Source organism: Acinetobacter towneri DSM 14962 = CIP 107472, from assembly GCF_000368785.1.
Taxonomy (GTDB): domain Bacteria; phylum Pseudomonadota; class Gammaproteobacteria; order Pseudomonadales; family Moraxellaceae; genus Acinetobacter; species Acinetobacter towneri.
In genome coordinates this window covers 275,420-296,485 of sequence record NZ_KB849688.1, presented here as the reverse complement: position 1 = coordinate 296,485, position 21,066 = coordinate 275,420, and the positions used below count along the sequence as shown (strand labels likewise).

19 protein-coding genes and 1 pseudogene are annotated in these 21,066 nt (G+C 42.0%); 13 read left to right on the top strand and 7 right to left on the bottom strand.

The window, feature by feature from the left end; translation table 11 throughout:
• The first annotated feature begins 3 nt into the window (after positions 1 to 3).
• From F947_RS02965 to F947_RS02930, 8 genes are all read left to right on the top strand, one after another.
• Positions 4 to 1,008: an aromatic/alkene monooxygenase hydroxylase subunit beta gene (locus F947_RS02965; RefSeq protein WP_004971970.1), complete on the top strand. Its 1,005-nt coding sequence runs from the start codon at positions 4 to 6 to the stop codon at positions 1,006 to 1,008.
• A gap of 11 nt (positions 1,009 to 1,019) precedes the next feature.
• Positions 1,020 to 1,286 carry an MmoB/DmpM family protein gene (locus F947_RS02960; RefSeq protein WP_004971969.1) on the top strand — a complete coding sequence of 89 codons (267 nt, stop codon included), beginning with the start codon at positions 1,020 to 1,022 and terminating at the stop codon, positions 1,284 to 1,286.
• A 92-nt stretch (positions 1,287 to 1,378) separates the two neighbouring features.
• The gene (locus tag F947_RS02955; RefSeq protein ID WP_004971966.1) at positions 1,379 to 2,905 is read left to right on the top strand and encodes an aromatic/alkene/methane monooxygenase hydroxylase/oxygenase subunit alpha; all 1,527 of its coding nucleotides are present in this window, start codon (positions 1,379 to 1,381) and stop codon (positions 2,903 to 2,905) included.
• Between the two features lie 117 nt (positions 2,906 to 3,022).
• A complete protein-coding gene (locus F947_RS02950) occupies positions 3,023 to 3,385 on the top strand; it encodes a phenol hydroxylase subunit P4 (protein ID WP_004971964.1) in 363 nt (120 codons plus the stop codon).
• A 68-nt stretch (positions 3,386 to 3,453) separates the two neighbouring features.
• A complete protein-coding gene (locus F947_RS02945; protein ID WP_004971960.1) occupies positions 3,454 to 4,515 on the top strand; it encodes an NADH:ubiquinone reductase (Na(+)-transporting) subunit F in 1,062 nt (353 codons plus the stop codon).
• Positions 4,516 to 4,715: 200 nt separating this feature from the next.
• Entirely contained in the window at positions 4,716 to 5,636 is a 921-nt protein-coding gene (gene catA / locus F947_RS02940) for a catechol 1,2-dioxygenase (protein ID WP_004971957.1), read from the top strand.
• Between the two features lie 155 nt (positions 5,637 to 5,791).
• On the top strand, positions 5,792 to 6,664 hold the full coding sequence (locus F947_RS02935) for a SphA family protein (RefSeq protein WP_004971953.1): 873 nt from the start codon (positions 5,792 to 5,794) through the stop codon (positions 6,662 to 6,664).
• Between the two features lie 240 nt (positions 6,665 to 6,904).
• On the top strand, positions 6,905 to 7,960 hold the full coding sequence (locus tag F947_RS02930) for an ArsO family NAD(P)H-dependent flavin-containing monooxygenase (protein ID WP_373424807.1): 1,056 nt from the start codon (positions 6,905 to 6,907) through the stop codon (positions 7,958 to 7,960).
• A 138-nt stretch (positions 7,961 to 8,098) separates the two neighbouring features.
• On the opposite strand, the gene F947_RS02925 is transcribed toward F947_RS02930, so the two are convergent.
• Both F947_RS02925 and F947_RS02920 read right to left on the bottom strand, forming a co-directional pair.
• Positions 8,099 to 8,791 carry a pirin family protein gene (locus tag F947_RS02925; RefSeq protein ID WP_004971950.1) on the bottom strand — a complete coding sequence of 231 codons (693 nt, stop codon included), beginning with the start codon at positions 8,789 to 8,791 and terminating at the stop codon, positions 8,099 to 8,101.
• Between the two features lie 202 nt (positions 8,792 to 8,993).
• Positions 8,994 to 10,238 (bottom strand): L,D-transpeptidase family protein, encoded by a 1,245-nt coding sequence (locus tag F947_RS02920; protein WP_004971948.1) that lies wholly within the window; start codon positions 10,236 to 10,238, stop codon positions 8,994 to 8,996.
• Between the two features lie 271 nt (positions 10,239 to 10,509).
• Here F947_RS02920 and hemE point away from each other — a divergent pair, with 271 nt between their 5' ends.
• The 5 genes and pseudogenes from hemE to F947_RS02895 all read left to right on the top strand — a co-directional run bounded on the left by hemE (position 10,510) and on the right by F947_RS02895 (position 16,687).
• On the top strand, positions 10,510 to 11,580 hold the full coding sequence (hemE, locus tag F947_RS02915) for a uroporphyrinogen decarboxylase (RefSeq protein WP_004971944.1): 1,071 nt from the start codon (positions 10,510 to 10,512) through the stop codon (positions 11,578 to 11,580).
• 72 nt (positions 11,581 to 11,652) lie between these two features.
• Positions 11,653 to 12,474, top strand: coding sequence for a DUF817 family protein (locus F947_RS02910; protein WP_004971940.1), 822 nt, complete (start codon positions 11,653 to 11,655; stop codon positions 12,472 to 12,474).
• A gap of 255 nt (positions 12,475 to 12,729) precedes the next feature.
• Positions 12,730 to 13,182, top strand: a complete 453-nt coding sequence (locus F947_RS02905; protein WP_004971936.1) for a DUF3015 family protein — start codon at positions 12,730 to 12,732, stop codon at positions 13,180 to 13,182.
• A 94-nt stretch (positions 13,183 to 13,276) separates the two neighbouring features.
• A pseudogene (locus F947_RS02900) lies at positions 13,277 to 15,226 on the top strand (Lnb N-terminal periplasmic domain-containing protein).
• 105 nt (positions 15,227 to 15,331) lie between these two features.
• Positions 15,332 to 16,687: a diguanylate cyclase gene (locus F947_RS02895; protein WP_004971928.1), complete on the top strand. Its 1,356-nt coding sequence runs from the start codon at positions 15,332 to 15,334 to the stop codon at positions 16,685 to 16,687.
• A 98-nt stretch (positions 16,688 to 16,785) separates the two neighbouring features.
• Here the strand turns inward: F947_RS02895 and folE are convergent, their stop codons facing one another.
• From folE to F947_RS02870, 5 genes are all read right to left on the bottom strand, one after another.
• Positions 16,786 to 17,334 (bottom strand): GTP cyclohydrolase I FolE, encoded by a 549-nt coding sequence (gene folE, locus F947_RS02890; protein WP_171062567.1) that lies wholly within the window; start codon positions 17,332 to 17,334, stop codon positions 16,786 to 16,788.
• Positions 17,335 to 17,427: 93 nt separating this feature from the next.
• On the bottom strand, positions 17,428 to 18,117 hold the full coding sequence (locus F947_RS02885) for a Smr/MutS family protein (RefSeq protein ID WP_004971924.1): 690 nt from the start codon (positions 18,115 to 18,117) through the stop codon (positions 17,428 to 17,430).
• Between the two features lie 16 nt (positions 18,118 to 18,133).
• Positions 18,134 to 18,940, bottom strand: coding sequence for an indole-3-glycerol phosphate synthase TrpC (gene trpC / locus F947_RS02880; RefSeq protein ID WP_004971920.1), 807 nt, complete (start codon positions 18,938 to 18,940; stop codon positions 18,134 to 18,136).
• 21 nt (positions 18,941 to 18,961) lie between these two features.
• The gene (gene trpD / locus F947_RS02875) at positions 18,962 to 20,008 is read right to left on the bottom strand and encodes an anthranilate phosphoribosyltransferase (RefSeq protein ID WP_004971918.1); all 1,047 of its coding nucleotides are present in this window, start codon (positions 20,006 to 20,008) and stop codon (positions 18,962 to 18,964) included.
• 17 nt (positions 20,009 to 20,025) lie between these two features.
• Positions 20,026 to 20,610: an anthranilate synthase component II gene (locus tag F947_RS02870; protein WP_004971915.1), complete on the bottom strand. Its 585-nt coding sequence runs from the start codon at positions 20,608 to 20,610 to the stop codon at positions 20,026 to 20,028.
• Positions 20,611 to 21,066 lie beyond the last annotated feature (456 nt).

Sequence of the window (21,066 nt, the reverse complement as noted above, 5' to 3'; positions counted from 1 at the left end):
GCGATGACTTTAGAAATTAAAACAGCGGGTATTGAGCCAATTCGTCAAAACTATGCCTATATTGAGCGCCGTTTTGGCAACAAGCCAGCCACCCGTTATCAGGAAGTCAGTTTTGATATTCAGGCGGAAACCAACTTTCACTATCGTCCGCTGTGGAAACCTGAAAAAACCTTAAATGATAAAACCCATACTGCAATTGAAATGCAGGATTGGTATGCATTTAAAGACCCGCGTCAGTTTTATTACGGAACTTATGTGCAGCATCGTGCGCGTTTGCAGGACATTGCCGAAAGTAACTTTAGCTTTTTTGAAAAGCGTCAGTTGGCAGAGCATATTTCTGAAGATGTCAAAGCCAAAGTGATTGCCTTGTTTTTGCCGTTTCGTCATATCGAACAGACTGCCAATTTACACATGATGTCGGGCAGTGCTTATGGTTATGGCACGGTGCTGACCCAAGCCTGTATTTATGCTGCGATGGATCGTTTAGGGATGGCGCAGTACATCTCACGGGTTGGTTTGGCACTCGATGGCAACACGGGCGAATCTTTAATTCCAGCCAAACAAGCATGGATGCAGGATGAAGCATGGCAAGGACTGCGCAAGTTGTGTGAAACCAGTTTGATCGAGCAGGACTATTTCAAACTGTTTTTATTACAAAACTTGGTGATTGACAGCTTTATGAGCGAATTGGTTTACACCCAATTTGATCAATGGCTGGCACAGCATCAAGCACGTGACTTGGCGATGCTGATGGAATTTATGCAGGAAGCCATGGCAGATTTACGCAAATGGTCAGACAGCGTATTTAAAACCGCAGCTGCAGAATCTGCACATAACAAACAATTGTTGAGCCAGTGGTTAGCCGAATATTTACCTGAAGTGAAAGCGGCATTTGCAGCGTGGGCAGCTGAGGCGTTGTCTGCAGATGCAGTCGACATTGCAGAACAAAAACTGCTGGAACGCAGTAAAAAAATTGGCATCGAACTCGAACAAATTTTGCAGGCTTAAGGAGAAGCAGCATGTCTAAGGTTTATCTCGCATTACAGGACAATGACACGTCGCGCTACATCATTGAAGCGATTGAAGAAGACAACCCAGATGCCACGATTCAATATCTGCCAGCCATGATTCGGGTAGAAAGCGAAACAGGTCTGATTGTTAAAGCAGAAACGGTATCTGAAAAACTTGGACAAGATTGGGATATTCAGTCTTTACAACTCAACATGATTACGTTGGGCGGCAACGTCGAAGAAGATGATGACAGTTTCCGTTTGCACTGGAACTAGGAATAAGGATGTGCACTGAGCCAATTTGAGTACAGTGCCGCCAGAACATATTGCTGCATAGATTGCCGCTAAAAAATTTAAGGATGATGAGCATGAATTCACAAGTTAAAACCCCAGCAAAAAAACTGAATGCCAAAGACCGTTATCGCGCACTTACTCGTGACTTGGATTGGGACTTTTCTTATGCAGACCGCAAAGAAGCCTTTCCATACGAAGAATTTGAAGGCATTAAAATTACAGACTGGTCTAAATGGGAAGATCCATTCCGTTTAACCATGGATGCTTACTGGAAGTATCAGGCAGAAAAAGAGAAAAAACTTTACGCCATTTTTGATGCTTTTGCACAAAACAACGGTCAAATGAACGTGACCAATGAGCGTTATTTGAATGCCATCAAACTGTTTTTAACTGCGGTAACTCCGCTTGAATATCAGGCATTCCAAGGTTATGCACATGTAGGGCGTCAGTTCAGTGGTGTAGGTGCACGTATCGCATCACAAATGCAGTCGATTGATGAATTACGTCACGTGCAGACGCAAATTCATGCCATGAGCCATTACAACAAATTCTTTGATGGTTTTCAGGATTGGTCGCACATGCATGACCGCGTTTGGTACTTGTCTGTACCAAAATCTTTCTTTGAAGATGCGCGTTCAGCAGGGCCGTTTGAGTTCTTGTTAGCCATTAGCTTTGCCTTTGAATATGTATTGACCAACTTGTTGTTCGTACCGTTCATGTCAGGTGCAGCACACAATGGCGATATGGCAACGGTCACCTTTGGTTTTAGTGCACAGTCCGATGAAGCACGTCACATGACTTTAGGTCTAGAAATCGTGAAATTCTTGTTAGAACAACACGAAGATAACGTGCCAATCGTACAGGAATGGATTGATAAGTGGTTCTGGCGTGGGACTCGTCTGTTATCTATAGTTGGCATGATGATGGACTACATGCTGCCAAACAAAGTGATGTCGTGGAAAGAAGCGTGGGAAACCTACTTTGAAGAAGCGGGCGGTGCGTTATTTAAAGACTTGAGCCGTTACGGTATTCGTATGCCGAAATATTCAGAAGTAATTACCAAAGAAAAAGAACACGTGTCGCATCAAGCGTGGTGGATTTTCTATAACTTCGGTCATGCAGCAGGTTTCCATACTTGGATTCCAACCGATCAGGAAATGGATTGGTTATCTGAAAAATATCCAGACACCTTTGACAAATACTACCGTCCAAAGTGGGAGTTAGCACGCAAGATGGAAGCAGAAGGCAAGCGTTTCTACAGCGCAGGCTTACCGCAATTGTGCCAAATTTGCCAAGTGCCAATGACTTTCACCGAAATGGATGGCGATCCGACCATGTTTACGTATCGTGAGTCTGTTTATAAAGGCGAGCGTTACCACACCTGTTCAGATGGTTGTCACGATATTTTTGAACGTGAACCTGAAAAATATGTGCAGGCATGGTTGCCAGTGAACCAAATTCTACAAGGCAACTGTGGTGGCTTAGATTTGGAAAACATGCTGCGCGAATATTATCGCTTCAATGTCGGTGCAGATAACTTGGATATTGAAGGTTCACCAGACCAGCAACGCTGGAAAAAATGGAAAGGTGATGCGGCTTAACGCTCATTCACTATCTAAAGTAAATATCTAAAATTTAAGTTATTTCAAGATTCAAATTTAAAAGGATTTCGGTTTGAGTCATTTGCGGCTCAAACCACCCCAATACGGAGAATGACCATGTCAGTACGCGCTATTCGCCCAGATTACGACTTTGAACCACGCGACCTACAAAAACACTATGGCGACAACATTTTGGTGTATGTGGGTTGGGATCATCACACTTTATATTGTTCTGCACACGCCATGTTGGTTTCGCCGCAGCAAACCTTTCAGGAATTTTTGGATCAGCAAATGCAGGCGGGTTTCCATCAACATCCTGACTTTGAAAACATTAAATGGGATGAAGTGCAATTTACTTTAAACAAACAGGTAATTCAGCCACGCCCTGAACAGACCTTGGCAGAAATTGGCTTCGATCAAAAATCACTACTGCGTTTTGTGACCACAGGACTGAATGGGTACAAGGGCGCACACGTTTAAAACAGTAAGATCACAACAAAATAAAGACAGCAAAGCACAGTCAGTAAGTACAAGACAGGAGGTCGCAGATGAGCTATCAAGTCACAATTGAGCCAATTGGCACAACCATTGAGGTTGAAGAAGATCAAACCATTTTAGATGCCGCGTTACGTCAAGGCGTGTGGTTGCCATTTGCTTGTGGGCATGGCACTTGCGGCACTTGTAAAGTCCAAGTCACCGATGGTTATTATGATGTCGGCGAAGCGTCACCTTTCGCGCTGATGGATTTGGAACGTGAAGAACACAAAGTGTTGGCGTGCTGCTGTAAGCCTGAATCAGACATGACCATTGAAGCCGATGTTGATGAAGACCCAGATTTCTTGGGATATTTGGTTCAGGATTATCAGGCCAAAGTCCTTGAGGTAAAGGACTTATCTCCAACCATTAAAGGTGTGCGCTTGCAGTTAGACCGCCCGATGGAGTTTCAGGCAGGGCAATACATTAACGTGCAATTCCCGGGTATTGAAGGCACTCGTGCCTTCTCAATTGCCAATGCACCAAGCGAACTAGGCATTATTGAATTGCATATTCGTCATGTTGTGGGCGGCAGTGCTACGACCTATGTGCATGAGCAGCTTGCGGCAGGCGACGCACTGGAAATTTCAGGGCCATACGGACAATTCTTTGTACGTAAATCGGATGATCAGGATGCGATTTTTATTGCAGGTGGTTCAGGTTTATCTAGCCCGCAATCTATGATTTTAGACTTACTAGAGTCGGGTGATACCCGCACCATTTACCTATTCCAAGGTGCGCGTGATGTTGCGGAATTATATAACCGAGAACTGTTTGAGCAGTTAGTCAAAGACTATCCAAACTTCCGCTACATTCCTGCATTAAATGCACCTAAAGCAGAAGACCATTGGACAGGATTTACAGGCTATGTGCATGAAGCGGTTGCCGATTATTTTGAGCAGCGTTGCGGTGGACACAAAGCCTATTTATGCGGCCCACCAGTCATGATTGATGCAGCAATTTCGACCTTAATGCAAAGCCGTTTGTTTGAACGTGATATTCACACTGAACGCTTCTTGAGTGCTGCCGATGGTGCAAGTGGTCAGTCACGTTCAGCATTGTTTAAACATATTTAACACATATTTAAAAGTGGATAGGTGCTGCAATATTGTACTGAGCCTATCGAATTGCAATAGATAAAAAGTTTCCAAGGAAGTCGGTCAGTGTTGAGGCATTTAGCTCAGCACTGACACCATCATCAACACAGTAAGGCAGTGTCAAAAGCCAAAATATCAATGCGACAACCAGCAAAGCCAAAATAGCCAAGGAGAGTTACATGGACCGTCAACAAATTGATACTTTAGTGAAGGAAATGAACGTAGACACCGCTACACGCCCTGTCGATCAGCGTGTGCAGCAAATAGTGGTGCGTTTAGTGGCAGATTTATTTCAAGCCATTGAAGATTTAGACATTCAGCCTTCAGAAGTGTGGAAAGGTCTGGAATATATTACCGATGCAGGCAAAGCCAATGAACTTGGTTTACTTGCAGCAGGTTTAGGTTTAGAACATTATCTAGATTTACGTGCCGATGAAGCCGATGCCAAAGCAGGCGTAACAGGCGGTACACCACGTACCATTGAAGGGCCACTTTATGTTGCAGGTGCGCCTGAATCAGTCGGTTTTGCGCGTATGGATGATGGTTCAGAATCAGACCATTTAGATACGTTAATTATTGAAGGTACAGTCACTGACACCAATGGCAATATCATTGAAAATGCCAAAGTCGAAGTTTGGCATGCCAACGGTTTAGGTAACTATTCATTCTTTGATAAATCTCAGTCTGACTTTAACTTACGCCGTACTATTTTCAGTGATGCCAATGGTAAATATGTGGCGCAAACGACCATGCCAGTCGGTTATGGCTGCCCACCAGACGGCACGACTCAAGCTTTATTAAACAAACTAGGTCGTCATGGCAACCGTCCATCTCACGTGCATTACTTCATTTCTGCACCAGGTTACCGCAAACTCACTACGCAATTTAACATTGAAGGTGATCAATACCTGTGGGATGACTTCGCATTTGCGACCCGTGAAGGTCTGGTTGCAACAGCGGTAGATGTGACCGATGCTGCAGAAATTCAGCGCCGTGGTTTAGACAAACCATTTAAGCACATCACCTTTAACTTTGAATTAGTCAAAGACACTGCAAATGCACCATCGACTGAAGTTGAACGTCGTCGTGCAAGTGCTTAATCCCACACCTTAAAACACAAAGTTTTAACACGTTCGCCAATACAGCATCAGCAAGTTCTTTGTTGATGCTGCCCTTAAAAGTCGGCTGTTCGCGCATGAATGATTCAGGCGCAGCAGGCAGACTTCATCAAAATTTCTATTGAATAGGATGTTCTATGAATAACAAAATTTGGGCACTCATGCTTTTGGGTGTCATGGCGACACACGTCAATGCAACAGAAAACGGTTTAGATACATTTGGATTAGGCGCAGAAGGCATTGCAGCAGGGGCTTTACCACCAGCTGGGGTATACTTACTCAACTACTATCAGAACTATCATGCCAGTGAGTTTAAAGACGGCCCAGACAATTTCCATGCCGATGTGAATGTCTATATTCCACGTTTGGTATGGATGACCCCCCAACACATTGCAGGCGGTCAGTTGGGTTTATATGCTGCACAGCCTTTGGTCGATTTGCGTTTAAATGTGATGGGCATGTCAGACTCTAACAGTGGTTTGGGCGATTTGATTATTGGCAGCATGTTGGGTTGGCATAAAGGCAATCATCACAGTGTAGCTGCTTTAGAAGGTGTGCTCGCAACAGGCGATTATGAAGATGCCAATCCACAACGTCCTGTAGTTGCCAACTTAGGTAAGAACTACAACACCATTCGTCCTATCTTTGCGTATTCTTATTTGCAGCCGCAAGGTTGGGAGTTTTCCACCAAAATGTCTTATAGCTTCAACAGTGAAAATGACGACACAAATTATCAGTCGGGGGATTATTTCGCTGGAGATTATGCAATCGGTTATCAATTGAATGATCAAGTCAAATTGGCACTCGAAGGTTATGTATTTAAACAAACCACAGATGATGAAGTGAATGGTGTCAGTATTGGCAATAAAGGACAGGCTCTATCTTTTGGTCCCGCGATTCAATACAAACGTGATAATTGGTCTTTGGAAGCAAAGTTTTTGAAAGAAACCGAAGTGGAACATCGTCCTGAAGGACACTCTTCGACTTTGAAATTGGTTTGGGCTTTTTAAAGCCCGAACCTGATTCTGCAGTGTTGCACATCAAGCTATCTTACAAAACAAAGTCAAGTTGAAAGACTTGGCTTTTTTGCAGCATCATTTTTCAAGATGGCTTGCTTCTAATTACGTGCTTCCATAAGTTGAGTTTGGTGGACTGAATTTTTAATCTCTCACGTGTTGCACTTATGCGCTAAGATTAGGCATAGCAACAGGGTGCGTATTGCGAGCAGGAGAGCCATTTTGAATCAAATAATGGATGCCGATGTAATTATTATTGGTGGCGGACAAGCAGCATTGGCCACGGCTTACTTTTTAAAACGGCAAAAAATCAATTTTCTGATCTTGGATAATCAAACGCAGTCGGGCGGTGCGTGGCAACATGCGTGGGATTCTTTACAGCTGTTCTCTCCAAATACATGGAGTTCTTTGTCCGGCTGGTTAATGCCAAAAACCGAACAGGAATATCCGAAACGATTAGAAGTGATTGACTATTTAACAGCGTATGAAACACGCTATCAATTTCCTGTGCTGCGTCCTGTGCAGGTCGAAAAAGTCCTGAAGGAAGGCAATGATTTAATTGTGTGTTCGGCACAGCAAAGCTGGCGAGCCAAAGCCGCTGTGAGTGCTACTGGAACGTGGAGTCAGCCTTTTATTCCTGCTTATACAGGACGCGAACGCTTTTTAGGCACACAAATTCATTCGGCTCATTACCGCAATGCCAATGCTTTTCAGGGCAAAAGAGTCATGATTGTCGGCGGGGGTAACTCAGGCGCACAAATTTTGGCAGAAGTGTCTAAAGTGGCCGAAACTTTTTGGGTTACACAGCAACCGCCAAGTTTTTTAGCCGATGATGTAGATGGACGGGTTTTATTTTTACGTGCCACGGAGCGCTTAAAAGCCCAGCAGGAAGGTCGCAGTATTGAACAACCGATCGGTGGTTTGGGCGATATTGTGATGATTCCAAGTGTCAAAGAAGCACGGCAACGTGATGTATTACATGGTCTGCCGCCATTTGACTATTTAACCGAACATAGTGCAGTTTGGGCAGATGGGCGCGAACAGGAAATTGATGCCATTATTTGGTGCACAGGTTTTAAGGCAGCATTGTCGCATTTACAAAGTTTGAATGTGGTTAATGCACAAGGCACAGTCGATGTGTTAGAAAATCGAGCGTTACAACAGCAAAATTTATGGTTGGTTGGTTATGGCGATTGGACAGGCGCAGCCTCGGCAACTTTAATTGGTGTTTCCCGAACCGCACGGAATGTGGCAGAGCAAATTGCTGCGTATTTGCAGACAACAGCGTAAAGTCATTAACGTGACAAAAACTGTGTTTAAAAAATGAATCATGCAATTTCAGCCATAAAAAAGCCCTCTGTAGAAGAGGGCAAGAGGGTAACTCAAAAAATTAAAGATGCTCAATCATAATAAGGTGACAGTCAGGACTTACTGTTTTGGTAAATCAAACCAAATGAACTGGCTGTCTTCTTTTGCTTCAATCACAGCATTATCAGCAAATAACAAAGCATCGCCCGCTTTAACTGTTTGCTCGCCAATGGTGATTTCACCACGAATTACATGCACATAGTTTACCGCTTGTGTTGCTGTAACTTCTAAACGATGTCCAGTTTCTAAAACAGCTGCTTTTACTTCTGCCTGTTGACGAATGTGCATTGGGGCATTGTCATTCGGGCCGACAATTAAATGCCACTGGTTGGGTGCTGTATTTGGGTCACGTTGAATTTGCTGATACGTCGGCTCTGCATCGCGTACATTCGGCTGAATCCAAATTTGCAGCATGTGTACTTCTTCATCACCATTGTTAATTTCGCTGTGCTGAACGCCTGTACCTGCGCTCATTAACTGCCATTCACCTGCAGTAATATGGCGTTCATTGCCCATGCTGTCGCGGTGGGAAATCGTACCACTTAATACACAAGTCAAAATTTCCATGTTGTCGTGTGGGTGAGTACCAAAACCATTATGTGCGGCAATACGGTCATCGTTAATGACACGTAAGGCACTAACACCCATATATTTCGGGTTATACCAATTACCAAAAGAGAAACTATGTTTGGTGTCTAACCACCCCATTTTCACATGACCACGATCTTCACTACGGTGTAAATAAGCATTCATGATAATGCTCCTATCATTTTTTTAACTTGAACTAATCTTAATCTTTTCACCGCAGCCGACCTAGAGGCGAACTGCAACATGCCGTTCTAAAATTGCAACATGTGTAGATTTTTTGCAGAACCTAGACATTTTAGAGTTTTATCGCGGCATTAAAAAACCCACGTAAAAACGTGGGTCTTTTGCGGTTTAAAGCGATCACTGATTATTCAAGGAATTTTACAGTCACGCCAGAACGTACTTTACGACCTAAATCGTTTGCATCCCAGTTGGTTAAACGGATACAACCATGCGACGCCGTTTTTGAAATGGTCGATGGGTTTGGTGTGCCGTGAATACCGAATGATTTTTTACTTAAACCAATCCAGATATTCCCCACAGGGCCGTTAGGGCCTGGTGGTAAAGACAGCGGTTTTAAGTTTTTGCCCTGAATAAAGTTACTTGGTGAATAGCTGTACCATGGGTTTGGTGCAACACCTGTCACTTTATAAGTACCTGTTGGCGATGGAGTATCTGCACTGCCAATGGTTGCTGGGAATGAGCCGACCATTTGGTTTTGTTTGTTGAACAAATACAGTTGTTTTGCACCTTTGTGCGCCACAATCAGGTGAATGTCTTCAGGTAAGTCATTGCGAACGTTGGTCACCAATAACTTTTCACCCACTTTATTAAATGTTGCATTCGGATTTAATTTCTTTAAGAAATTTTCATCCATGTGGAATTTTTCACCTAACATTTCACTTACGCGGGTGTAGTACAAGCCTTTCATTTTGGCTTGTTCTGCATAGTCATGCGGAATAGATTTCGCATAAGGACCTTTTAAGTCCGCTTCAGTAACCGTGTATTCTACAAATGCAGGACGTGAACCTTGACGTGCAACCAACGCATCCCAAGTTTCTTTGGTTAAAATACCCGTTGGGCTAATGCCATTCATTTGCTGGAATGATGCAATTGCTTTTAGGGTGTTCTTACCACTAGTGCCATCAATTGCACCTGGAGAAGCATGTGAATTGTTCAGCATCACGTGTGCACGTGCATACACAGGGAACTGACCTTTACCAATATTTTCATACCAAGTGGCATTATTTAAACCATCTAAAGTCCATGAAGCTTTTGGTGCTGCTGTGTTGGATGTAGCAGTTTGGCTTGCAGAGCTTTTTGTTGGTGCAGTGCCTACATCGGCAGTGGTATCTTCAGTTTTGTGTAGATCATCTAAGGTTTTTGAAGCCTTATTTAAATCATTTTGTTCTTGTTGCGTAATAGCAGTGTCTGTTGCATTTAGATTATTTTGTGCAGCCGATGCTTCTGTCGCTAAAGGATCAATCGGATCTTCAATAGCGGTATTGCTAATCACTTGTGGATTTAACGGTTGTTCAGCAGTAGATGCAGCAAAAGTAGTCCCTGCAAAAATGCAACTTAAACTCATTGCGAGTATTGTGCGAACCAACATGTAATTCAACCTTGAGAATTATTCATTTACATAGATAAAAACTAGCCAAGTATTGCAGAAAAACTAAGGAGATGCAGTAGTTGTTTTGTGTAAATATGCAAGATAACCCCAATTTTACAGTGACTTTTGTTTGTGTGATGTATTTCACATAAACGTAAGCTGAATTTGAACACTTAGAATAGGCTGAAAAGACGAGCAAGAAATGAAGTTATTAAAACTTCAACCTTTTTGATATGATGGCTGCAAGATTGAAAATGAGTTGGGAAAGTAAATGACGACCTTAAAAAATGATCGTTTTCTTCGTGCCTTATTACGTGAGCCAGTAGATTGCACGCCCGTATGGATGATGCGTCAGGCAGGACGTTATTTACCAGAATATCGTGCTACACGTGCGCAGGCAGGAGATTTTCTTTCTCTATGCAAAAATACTGAATTTGCCTGTGAAGTGACTTTACAGCCTTTGCGTCGTTATGAATTAGATGCTGCGATTTTATTTTCAGATATTTTAACTGTACCCGATGCATTAGGCTTAGGTCTGTATTTTGAAGTAGGCGAAGGGCCAAAGTTTCATAAAACGGTGCGTACCGAGCAAGACGTTGCCAATTTACCTAAATTTAATGCCAAGTCAGACTTAGACTATGTCATGAATGCAGTATCGACCATTCGTTCTGCTTTGGGCGGACAAGTGCCTTTAATTGGTTTTTCAGGTAGTCCATGGACTTTGGCAACGTATATGGTTGAAGGTGGTTCAAGCAAAGATTTCCGTTTCACCAAAAACATGATGTACGCACAGCCTGAAGTTTTACATGCACTATTAGACCGTTTGGCCGATGCAGTGACCGAATACTTAAATGCACAAATTGATGCAGGCGCACAGGCAGTACAAATTTTTGATAGTTGGGGCGGTGCATTGGCCCATCGTGAATATCTTGAATTTTCACTCCACTATATGCAGAAAATTGTGTCAGGTCTGCAACGTGAAAAAGATGGACGTAAAATCCCTGTTATTTTATTTACCAAAGGTGGCGGTCAATGGCTGGAGCCAATGATTGCAACAGGTGCAGATGCTTTTGGTCTGGACTGGACAACACCGTTAAATGTCGCACGTCAAACGGTGAGTGGTCGTGCCGCATTGCAAGGTAACTTAGATCCAGCGACTTTATATGGTTCACCTGAAGCAATTGCTAAAGCGACACGTGCGATGCTAGATGATGCCTATGCCAATGGTGAAAAAACAGGTTATGTGGCCAACTTAGGTCATGGCATTACCCAATGGGTAGATCCTGAACGTCCTAAAGTATTTATCGACACGGTACATGAATACAGTGCCAAATATCTATAATCGCACAATGATATAGATGGATCATTTGTAGATGTATAGGTGTAATCTCAGCTTCGGTCAGGTTGTCAGATCATGTGGATAACATGGTTAAAGTCAGGACTTGAGTTTTCGACTAAGGCAGCTTCGGCTGCCTTATTTGGAATTTTATTGCTGATTGCATTTGCACTCACTGCATCAATGGGTAGCCAGGAATATTTCGGATTTTTCCGTTACGACTATTTATTGTTTTATGCCTTAATTATTCAAGTTTGTCTTTTATATTTAAAACTAGAATCTTGGGCAGAAGCCAAAGTCATCGCCTTGTTTCACATTTTGGCGATGATCATGGAAATTTTTTTAACCCATCCACAAATTGCATCGTGGCAATATCCTCAACCTGCTGTCTTTAAAATTATGACCGTACCGCTTTTTGCAGGCTTTATGTATTCTGCAGTTGGCAGTTTCTTTGCGCGTTCTTTGCGTTTGTATCGGGTATCTTTGCTGAATTTGCCGACTTTTAGCAATATGTTGGCTTTGGCAGTGTTGTCTTATATCAACTTCATGAGCAAGTTTTTTATCCCCGATATTCGTTATTGCTTATTTGCTTGGAGTGTCGTAATTTTCTGGAAAACCAAAATTCGGTTTCAATTACAGCAGCATCTATTACAACTGCCGATGTTACCTATATTACTGCTGTTGGCATTTATTATTTGGGTGGCAGAAAACATTAGTACCTTTTATCAAATTTGGTTGTATCCAAGTCAGGTCGATGCGTGGCACATGGTCGGTTGGGGCAAACTCGGTTCGTGGTATTTATTGCTTTTACTGAGTCTGGTTTTGGTCATGAAAATTTTGGGTCACCGCGATGCAGAAGGGCAGTGGACACTGAAAACTGAGGATCAACAGCAGCAGTAAATCTAAATGCTATCTTCAATACTAGAATCTATTTTCAAATTTAAGACCAATCTTTAAGTTAAAAACCAATCGACGCTACAAAAATGCACAAAAATAATGCATGATTTTGGGATAAATGTTTTGCCTTCTGAGTGACATCTCGCTATCTTAAAATAGTGTAATAAAAGTTACACATAGCAATAAAGAATAACGATTCGAAGCATAATTTTTCGGATAATAAATCTCTGGAGTACGACTATGATTAAAAAATAAGCATTGGCTGCAGTCTTGGCAGTCGGTTCTACAGCAGCATTTGCAGACCGTGATGCAGGTTGTGGTATCGGTTCTCAAGTTTGGGCAGGTCAGTCTGGTAAAGTAGCTAAGCTTTTAGCAGCAACTACAAACGGTATTTTTGCTAACCAATTATTTGGTATCACATTTGGTACTTTAGGTTGTAGCGGTACAGGTACAGTAACTGCACAAGTTGTGACATTCACCAATGAAAATGCTGAAACATTGGCACGCGATATGGCAGTTGGTGAAGGCGAAAGCTTGAACGTATTGGCTGAATTATTAAGCATTAAAGCAGAAGATAAAGCACATTTCTTTGCGGTTTCTAAGCAAAACTTTGCATCTATTTATTCTGCAGAAAACCAGACTTCTTTAGAAGTATTGGCATCTTTACAGAACGTGATGGCAAATGATGATGTATTAAAAGCATACGTTTAAGTTTGAATAAAAGCCCTGCATTATTCGCAGGGCTTTTTTATAGCACAAGAATACGTTTAAGCCTGAATATGTATATAAAATTTATAAAATGTCCATGAAATCCATTATTTTAAGTAGTTTAATTCTTTTATCTCCTACGGTTTTTGCATTATCTCCTGAAACATCTCCAATACAGATTCAGCCACTTTCAGTGACTTCTGCAGCACAAAATACAAATAAATTTGCAATATCTTCAGCGCATTATGTGCAAAAAGCCAAAGACTTACACTTGGCAGAACAGGTGACTTGGCAGCGTTTAATGTATGCGCAGCAAGGCAAAAGTGAAGTGCAATATGCAGGCTATTTTGTGTCGGAACAAGGTGGAAGCAATTTAGACCAAGAGTTACTTCGCAATGTGCAGGCATTATTTGAAACAGCACCTGCCAATCAATCGGTGCAGTGCAAATTTCCTGCACGTAGTCGCTGGTTGGTTGAGCAATTACAAATTCCTCAACAAGATTTGGCGCGGGTGCAATGTCCTGAATTGGATGAATGGATTGGACAAATTAAACCTTATAAAGCGGTGCTAATTTACGCCACAGACTTTATGGGCAATCCAAGTTCTATGTTTGGGCATACTTTATTGCGCTTAGACCCGAAAGATCAAAAAGAATTGAACTTAATTTCCTATGCGGTCAATTATGCGGCCACCGTGACTGGTAGTGAAGGTTGGTCTTATGCGTGGAAAGGGCTTACAGGGCAGTATCCAGGTGAATACTCACTGATGCCGTATTACCGAAAAGTAAAAGAATATGGCGATTTAGAAAGCCGTGATTTATGGGAATATGAACTGGCACTGAATGAACAAGAAACCACATTTTTAGTGCAGCACATTTGGGAAATGAAGCATGTGCAATTTCCGTATTATTTTATCAGTGACAACTGTGCCTATCGCTTATTGGGTTTAATGGATTTGGTGCGCCCTGAACTCAATTTACAGCAACAGTTTAAAGTCGCATCTATTCCAATCGAAACACTAAAAGCCATAGAGCAGGAAAATTTAGTGGCCGATGTAGTCTATCGTCCTGCTTTGGAAACTCAGTTATTGGCGCAAGCCACACAACATGGTACAACTTTGGCAAAAACTGCCCATCAAGTGGCCGAAGCAGAACCTGAAAATGTGGCGGCAATTTTGCAAAATCACAGCCAAAGCGATCAGGCTAAAATTCTGGAAATGGCCTATGATGATTTATATCTAAAACTAATTGGGCGCAAAATTGAAGCCAAAGCTGCACAACCGCGACTCAGACAAATTTTAAGTTTAAGAAGTCAGATCAATTTAGAAAAGCAGCGTCAGGATGTGGCACGCCCTCAGGTTGATCCTGTGCAGGGGCATCATGCACGTAACTTTGCTGTGCGTACTGGTGAAGTACAAGGCGAGCATTTTGTTGAATTGAGTCATCGGCAGGCTTACCATGATTTACTTGATCCGCAAGGTGGTTTTCGTACAGGGACGCAGCTCAACTTTTTAGAAGCTTCTGTGCAATATCGTGAAGACCACTTAAAACTGAATCAGTTAGATTTACTCTCGGTGAACTCTTATAACCCAATGACCGCATTTAAAACACCACTTAGTTGGGGCTTTAATTTGGGTTGGCAGCAAGAAGCCCTGAATTCGCACGGGGCTTTTAGCGAAACGGAATAGCATGGTGTTTTAAGTTTAAAAACACAGTTTGGTTATAGCGTGGCTAATCAAGCGCGTGAACATTTGTGTTATGTGCAAATTCAAAATCATGTGCAAGCGGGTAAGGCTTTAGACAAAGGCTGGCGTGTTGGAATTGGCCCAACACTGGGTTGTCAAAATATCTGGTCAGCACGCATGAATAGTTTGGTTCAGCTTGAATTACCGTATTGGGAAGATCGTCACCAATGGCAATTTAAGCTGAACAGCCAGTTGCAATATGTACTCAACCCGCAGCATGTGTTGCGATTGGGTTGGGAATATCAACAACAGGACAAACAGGACTGGAACAAGACCAGTTTAGGCTATGTGCATTTTTTTTAAAGAGCTGTTGAATTTATACTGAATTGTAAAAAACCAGCTAAACAAGTTGAGTTGCTGGTGAAACCCGTTAAAATTTAGCAGTTTCTTTTGGCTGGGTTGTTGTGGATGTGTCAAGAGTGTACGCATGAGCTTGCAGAGCAATGGAAGTCAATTTGCGAGCAATTTAAGCCAGAAGATTTGCAAGCGACATTCCAGTTTATTCAAGCACATGCAGAAGATTTTGTGATCGAGTTCTATCAGCAAATGTTGCTTGAAGAACATGCGACAGAATTTTTGTCTGCAGAGATGGTGAAGAATCGCTTAAAAAACTCTTTATATCAGTGGCTAATTTCCAGTTTTGAAGTTCCGTTTCAACACAATTATAACGAGATTGTAGAAAAGCAATTTAAAGTGGGCGATGTGCATGCACGTGTACAAATTCCATCTTGGCTGATTATTCGTGGTGTGCGCGTTATTATAAAAAAGGCTTTTGAGTTTTTTGCAACAGAAGCCAATAGCAACTTAAATCAGTTTAATTATTTAAGCCAAATTTTATGCTTTGCCACAGAAATTATGTGCCGATCTTATGAAATGAAGGTCGAAGTACATAATGATATGAAACATACCTATCGCTTATTTTCTGCCATGCAAGATGTTGCCGTGCACAAAGATCGACAACGCGGAACTTTGCTGGATTGGGAAAATGAACTGATGTTTCAGGTGGTGTCCGATCACACCAAAATGACGCAACCGATTTTATCTAAAACAGAATTTGGTTTATGGTTTATTCATAAAGCGGCTTATGCATTTTCAAGTTCGGAACAAGTACAAACTATTACCGAATTTATTTATCAGGTGGATGAATTAATTCAGAAAATTGGTCAATGTGAAAGTCAGGCACAGGCAATTGAAATGATTCAATCCATTCGTGCCAAGAATCGTGAAATTTTGCATTTAGTCGATCAAATTTTTCAGGTGTCTGAATATATCAGTTCAGGCAATGATGCCTTAACTCAACTGCTCAACCGCCGTTATTTAAATACCATCGTGTCCCGTGAAATTAATTTTTCACGAAAAAATAATTCGCCTTTAACATTGTTGGCGATAGATGCCGATCATTTTAAATCAATCAATGACCGTTATGGACATGCAGCAGGAGATGATGCATTACAGTTTTTAGCTGATGTGATTTTGCAATATGCAAAAGGCAGTGACTATGCCTTCCGAATTGGCGGCGAAGAATTTTTACTGTTACAGATTGATACCACCATTGATCGTGCCTTGGTAGTCGCTGAAAATATTCGTAAACGTGTCGAAAAAGCCACATTAAAAACATCAACAGGTGAAGAATTTAACTTTACCATTAGTATAGGTGTGCATGAATATGATGGGCATCCAGACTATCAACGTTTTTTTGAAGAAGTGGATAAAGCCTTGTATATGGCAAAAAATAATGGACGCAACAATGTGTCTGTAGGTTGAATCTGAAGATGTATCGAGCTAATTTTTTAATCTAAAACCCAAAAATCCCGAACATAAATTTCGGGATTTTTTATTTGATTGAGGAACTTAGCCACAATTTAAAAACTCTCAGGCACCGCACTTAAAAACTCACGACGGGCTTCTTTATCTGTTTTAAAGTCACCTACAAAAGATACGGTACGTGTGGTCGATTCCTGTTTGCCTACACCGCGCATCATCATGCACATATGGGCTGAATCAATCACCACAGCAACACCGCGTGCTTTGGTCACTTCAGCCACAGCTTCCGCAATTTGCTGAGTCAGATTTTCCTGAATTTGCAAACGACGTGCAAACATTTCGGTAATACGGGCAAATTTAGACAAGCCTAAAACATTACCTTCAGGTAAATAGGCGATATGCACGCGACCATAAAATGGCAATAAATGATGTTCACACAGTGAGTAGAACTCAATATTTTTCACCAAGACCATTTCACGGTTGTCGGATGGAAATACGGCATTATTGGTCACTTCGGCTAAGGTTTGGCTATAGCCCGAAGTTAAATACGAAAAAGCTTTAGCAGCACGCATCGGCGTATCTTTTAGACCTGGACGATTAAGATCTTCACCAACGGCGGTTAGGATGTTTGCGTAGGATTGCTGCATAGACATAAGACGTGTTCACTTACACTGATATTGAACAAGGTCGGCATTGTAACAGAAAACTATTGCAATGCCTTGTTTAAAAGATGAAACCGATTACTGTTTAAACTTTGGGTTCTTTTCGCTGCGTTTAAGCAACACTAAAACTGCACCAGTGCCACCTTGTTTTTCAGGCGCACTCACAAAAGCCAAAACATCACGATGCTGACGCAGCCAGCCATTTACATAAGTTTTTAAAATGGCTTCAGGGCCTTTGCCATGCACAATTTTAATCACGTTCTGGTTTTCATCTTTAGCCATTTGAATGATTTGCAAAACGGCTACCCGCGCTTCTTCTACCGTACAACCGTGCAAATCAACAGCTTCAAACCAGCGTAAGTTGCCTGCTTTTAAATCTTCAAAGACTTTATGTTGCAAAGTTGCAATGCGATAGCTCAGCGAAGCTTGGCTGCCCACAGGGTTAAGCATGGCTTGCGTATCGGACAGCAAGCTATCATCGGTTTCCATAGGGCCTATGGCTGCTGCACGTTTGGCCAGCGTTTGGGCATCTGGTTTTTTCTTGGCAGTGTGTTCGATTTTTGCAATATTGCCTGCGTCCATTTTTTGAACGCCTTGCATTTGCTGACGAAACAATGCGAGATCATCTTCCTGTTGTTGCTCAGGCGTCTGAACTTTGGGTTCAGACGGCTTGGCAATGCTTGAAGTATGAGGCTGAGTGATTTGCTTTTTAAAAGATTTTAGTAAATTGTACTGTTCTTTAGAAAGCGAAGAATCATGTTTACTCATGGTATTTCAAATTGGATTATAGATTTTCAGGCTGACCAAACAGTGCCGTAAAGGCATGGTCAGGACGTGCTTGTTTCATAAAACTTTCACCGACCAAGAAACTGTGAATCTCATGGTCTTGCATCATGCGGACATCTTCTGGTGTGGCGATACCACTTTCAGTGACCAATAAACGCGCAGGCGGCAACAAGTTTTTTAAACGCAATGAGGTGTTTAAATCGACTTCAAAGGTTTTTAAATTTCGGTTATTGACCCCTAAAATACAACGCTCTGAAAGATTCAAAGCACGTTCCAATTCATTTTCATCATGCACTTCAACCAACACATCTAAGTGATGTTCAAAAGCCGTTTCCGACATTTCTTCCAACTGTTGGTCAGATAGGCAAGACACAATCAATAACACACAGTCTGCATGTAAGGCACGTGCTTCCACTACACCATACGGATCAATCAAGAAATCTTTACGCAGAGCAGGCAAGTTACAGTGTGAACGGGCAATCTGAATATTTTCATCTGCACCCTGAAAGAAATCGACATCAGTCAGCACAGATAAACAGGCTGCGCCTGCGGCTTCATATTGCTGTGCAATTTCGGCAGGGTCAAAGTTTTCACGAATAATGCCTTTAGATGGTGATGCTTTTTTAATTTCCGCAATCACCGCTGGGCGTTTGTTATGCAAGGCTTGTGCAAAGCCACGTACAGGTGTTGCTGCACGTGCCAATTGTTCTAGGTCTGCATAACTGCGTTGTTTTAAACGCTCGGCAAACTCTTCTTTTTTACGTTCTACAATTTTACCTAAAATGGTATTGCTAATATCCACCATGATGCACCTTCCTGATTTGCTTTATGCTTCGTACTGTTTGAGCGTTTTGGTAAATTCAGACAACACGCCCATTTTTTCCAAAGCTTGTCCACCATAAATAATGTCATGTGCCAAAGCGACACCTTGTTTGTAGCTTGTAGTTAGACCCGAAACATAGATACCCGCACCCGCATTGAGTGCAATCATATTGGCCGCTTTTTCGCCTTTGTCTGATTTGTTTTTGCCTAAAGCATCTTTAATCAAACTCAAGCTTTCAGCAGAGTTTTCTACAATCAGTCCTGTTAAAGTTTGAGATTCAATTCCCACGCTTTCAGGGGTAAGTTCCCATTCGGTAATTTCACCATCTTTGAGTTCTGCAACATAAGTGCTCGAAGCAAGGCTAATTTCATCTAAACCATCTTTAGAATGCACCACCATGACATGCTCAGCACCGAGCTGTTTCATCACTTCTGCAATCGGGCGGCATAATTCATTGCTAAACACCCCAATGACAAAACGCTTTACACCCGCAGGGTTAGTCAATGGCCCAAGCAAGTTGAAAATACTGCGAATACCCAACTCTTTACGCGGGGTAACCGCATATTTCATGGCTTTGTGATGATTCGGTGCAAACAAGAAACCTACGCCCATTTCACGAATACAGCGTTCAGTTTGTTGCATGTTTAAATCAAGATTAATGCCTGCTTGCTCAAGTAAGTCAGATGAGCCTGATTTGGTTGAAACCCCACGGTTACCGTGTTTGGCAATGGTTGCACCTGCAGCTGCAATGACAAAGGAAGAGGCGGTAGATACGTTAAATAGGTTTTGACCATCGCCACCTGTACCAACAATATCTACGAGGTAAGGAATATCGCTGACATCAATTTTGATGGCAAATTCACGCATTACACGTGCAGCAGCAGTAATTTCATCAATGCTTTCGCCTTTTAAGCGTAAGCCCATCATCAATGCACCAATTTGAGCGTCTGTTGCTTCGCCCGACATAATCGCGCGCATCACATCTTCCATTTGAGGCTGAGTCAGGTGAATTTGTTTTGTAATATGGTTGAGTGCTTGTTGAATATTCATGTGATTTGACTCGCTCATTATGCGTAAATTTCCAAAAAGTTTTTAAAGATTTGATGACCGTGTTGGCTCAGGATCGATTCGGGGTGAAATTGCACGCCTTCAACAGGCAAAGTTTTGTGCTTCACGCCCATAATTTCTTCCATCGAACCATCTGCTTCTTTGGTCCAGCATGTCACTTCCAGACAATCTGGCAAGGTTGCTTGATCAATCACCAAAGAGTGGTAACGGGTTGCAGAAAATGGTGAAGGCAGATTGCTAAAAATACCTGTGTTGCTGTGGTACATATCCGATAAACGACCATGCATCACGGTTTTAGCGCGCACAATGTTTCCACCAAAGGCTTGTCCGATACTTTGGTGTCCTAAACACACGCCCAGTAACGGAATTTTGCCTGCGAAATGCTGAATGGCAGGAATAGAAATCCCTGCTTCAGATGGAGAACAAGGGCCTGGGCCAATCACCAAATACTTGGGTTGCCATCGCTCAATATCTTCTAATGTCACGGCATCATTACGAACGACTTTTACTTCCTGATTTAACTCGCCAAAATACTGGACGATGTTGTAGGTAAAAGAGTCATAATTATCGATCATTAAAAGCATGAGCTAACCTATTGAAAATTGAACACTTTAAGTGCTAAAGAGTCTGAGATAATTTGCTTTATTCCTGCGCCTATAATGAGAAAGGACTTTATTTTTCTTGTCGAAAAGAAGGTGGAATAAGGAAGCGCTTATCATCATAGCAAAAAATAAGCATTTTCTGCGGACTATTTATATGATAATCCCTGTTAAAGCTTATCAGCGCATTCACCAATTTATAGATTTTCAAAGCTTATTACACATTGTTCAGGTTTGATCTGAAAGAAATGAACACATGATCAAACAGGGTCATTCACCAGTCATATTTTAGCTTCACACTTATAGATAACGTAAAAAATGCGCTAAAAAGTAGCATCATGGCGCATGTTATTAGCGGTTCACGTCAGGTAGTTTGAGTGCAGCGTTTCGATAGAAAATACAAATCTGCAGTATAGATATTTTCAATCAGCTTGATCGAAA

What these genes read in the sequence shown, in the direction of transcription:
- F947_RS02870 (WP_004971915.1), bottom strand. Translation starts at nt 20,610, where the DNA reads ATGCTTTTAATGATCGATAATTATGACTCTTTTACCTACAACATCGTC.
- F947_RS02950 (WP_004971964.1), top strand. Translation starts at nt 3,023, where the DNA reads ATGTCAGTACGCGCTATTCGCCCAGATTACGACTTTGAACCACGCGAC.
- F947_RS02925 (WP_004971950.1), bottom strand. Translation starts at nt 8,791, where the DNA reads ATGAATGCTTATTTACACCGTAGTGAAGATCGTGGTCATGTGAAAATG.
- folE (WP_171062567.1), bottom strand. Translation starts at nt 17,334, where the DNA reads ATGCAGCAATCCTACGCAAACATCCTAACCGCCGTTGGTGAAGATCTT.
- hemE (WP_004971944.1), top strand. Translation starts at nt 10,510, where the DNA reads ATGACGACCTTAAAAAATGATCGTTTTCTTCGTGCCTTATTACGTGAG.
- trpD (WP_004971918.1), bottom strand. Translation starts at nt 20,008, where the DNA reads ATGAATATTCAACAAGCACTCAACCATATTACAAAACAAATTCACCTG.
- F947_RS02965 (WP_004971970.1), top strand. Translation starts at nt 4, where the DNA reads ATGACTTTAGAAATTAAAACAGCGGGTATTGAGCCAATTCGTCAAAAC.
- trpC (WP_004971920.1), bottom strand. Translation starts at nt 18,940, where the DNA reads ATGGTGGATATTAGCAATACCATTTTAGGTAAAATTGTAGAACGTAAA.
- F947_RS02955 (WP_004971966.1), top strand. Translation starts at nt 1,379, where the DNA reads ATGAATTCACAAGTTAAAACCCCAGCAAAAAAACTGAATGCCAAAGAC.
- F947_RS02935 (WP_004971953.1), top strand. Translation starts at nt 5,792, where the DNA reads ATGAATAACAAAATTTGGGCACTCATGCTTTTGGGTGTCATGGCGACA.
- F947_RS02960 (WP_004971969.1), top strand. Translation starts at nt 1,020, where the DNA reads ATGTCTAAGGTTTATCTCGCATTACAGGACAATGACACGTCGCGCTAC.
- F947_RS02920 (WP_004971948.1), bottom strand. Translation starts at nt 10,238, where the DNA reads ATGTTGGTTCGCACAATACTCGCAATGAGTTTAAGTTGCATTTTTGCA.
- catA (WP_004971957.1), top strand. Translation starts at nt 4,716, where the DNA reads ATGGACCGTCAACAAATTGATACTTTAGTGAAGGAAATGAACGTAGAC.
- F947_RS02910 (WP_004971940.1), top strand. Translation starts at nt 11,653, where the DNA reads ATGTGGATAACATGGTTAAAGTCAGGACTTGAGTTTTCGACTAAGGCA.
- F947_RS02885 (WP_004971924.1), bottom strand. Translation starts at nt 18,117, where the DNA reads ATGAGTAAACATGATTCTTCGCTTTCTAAAGAACAGTACAATTTACTA.
- F947_RS02930 (WP_373424807.1), top strand. Translation starts at nt 6,905, where the DNA reads ATGGATGCCGATGTAATTATTATTGGTGGCGGACAAGCAGCATTGGCC.
- F947_RS02945 (WP_004971960.1), top strand. Translation starts at nt 3,454, where the DNA reads ATGAGCTATCAAGTCACAATTGAGCCAATTGGCACAACCATTGAGGTT.
- F947_RS02895 (WP_004971928.1), top strand. Translation starts at nt 15,332, where the DNA reads ATGTGTCAAGAGTGTACGCATGAGCTTGCAGAGCAATGGAAGTCAATT.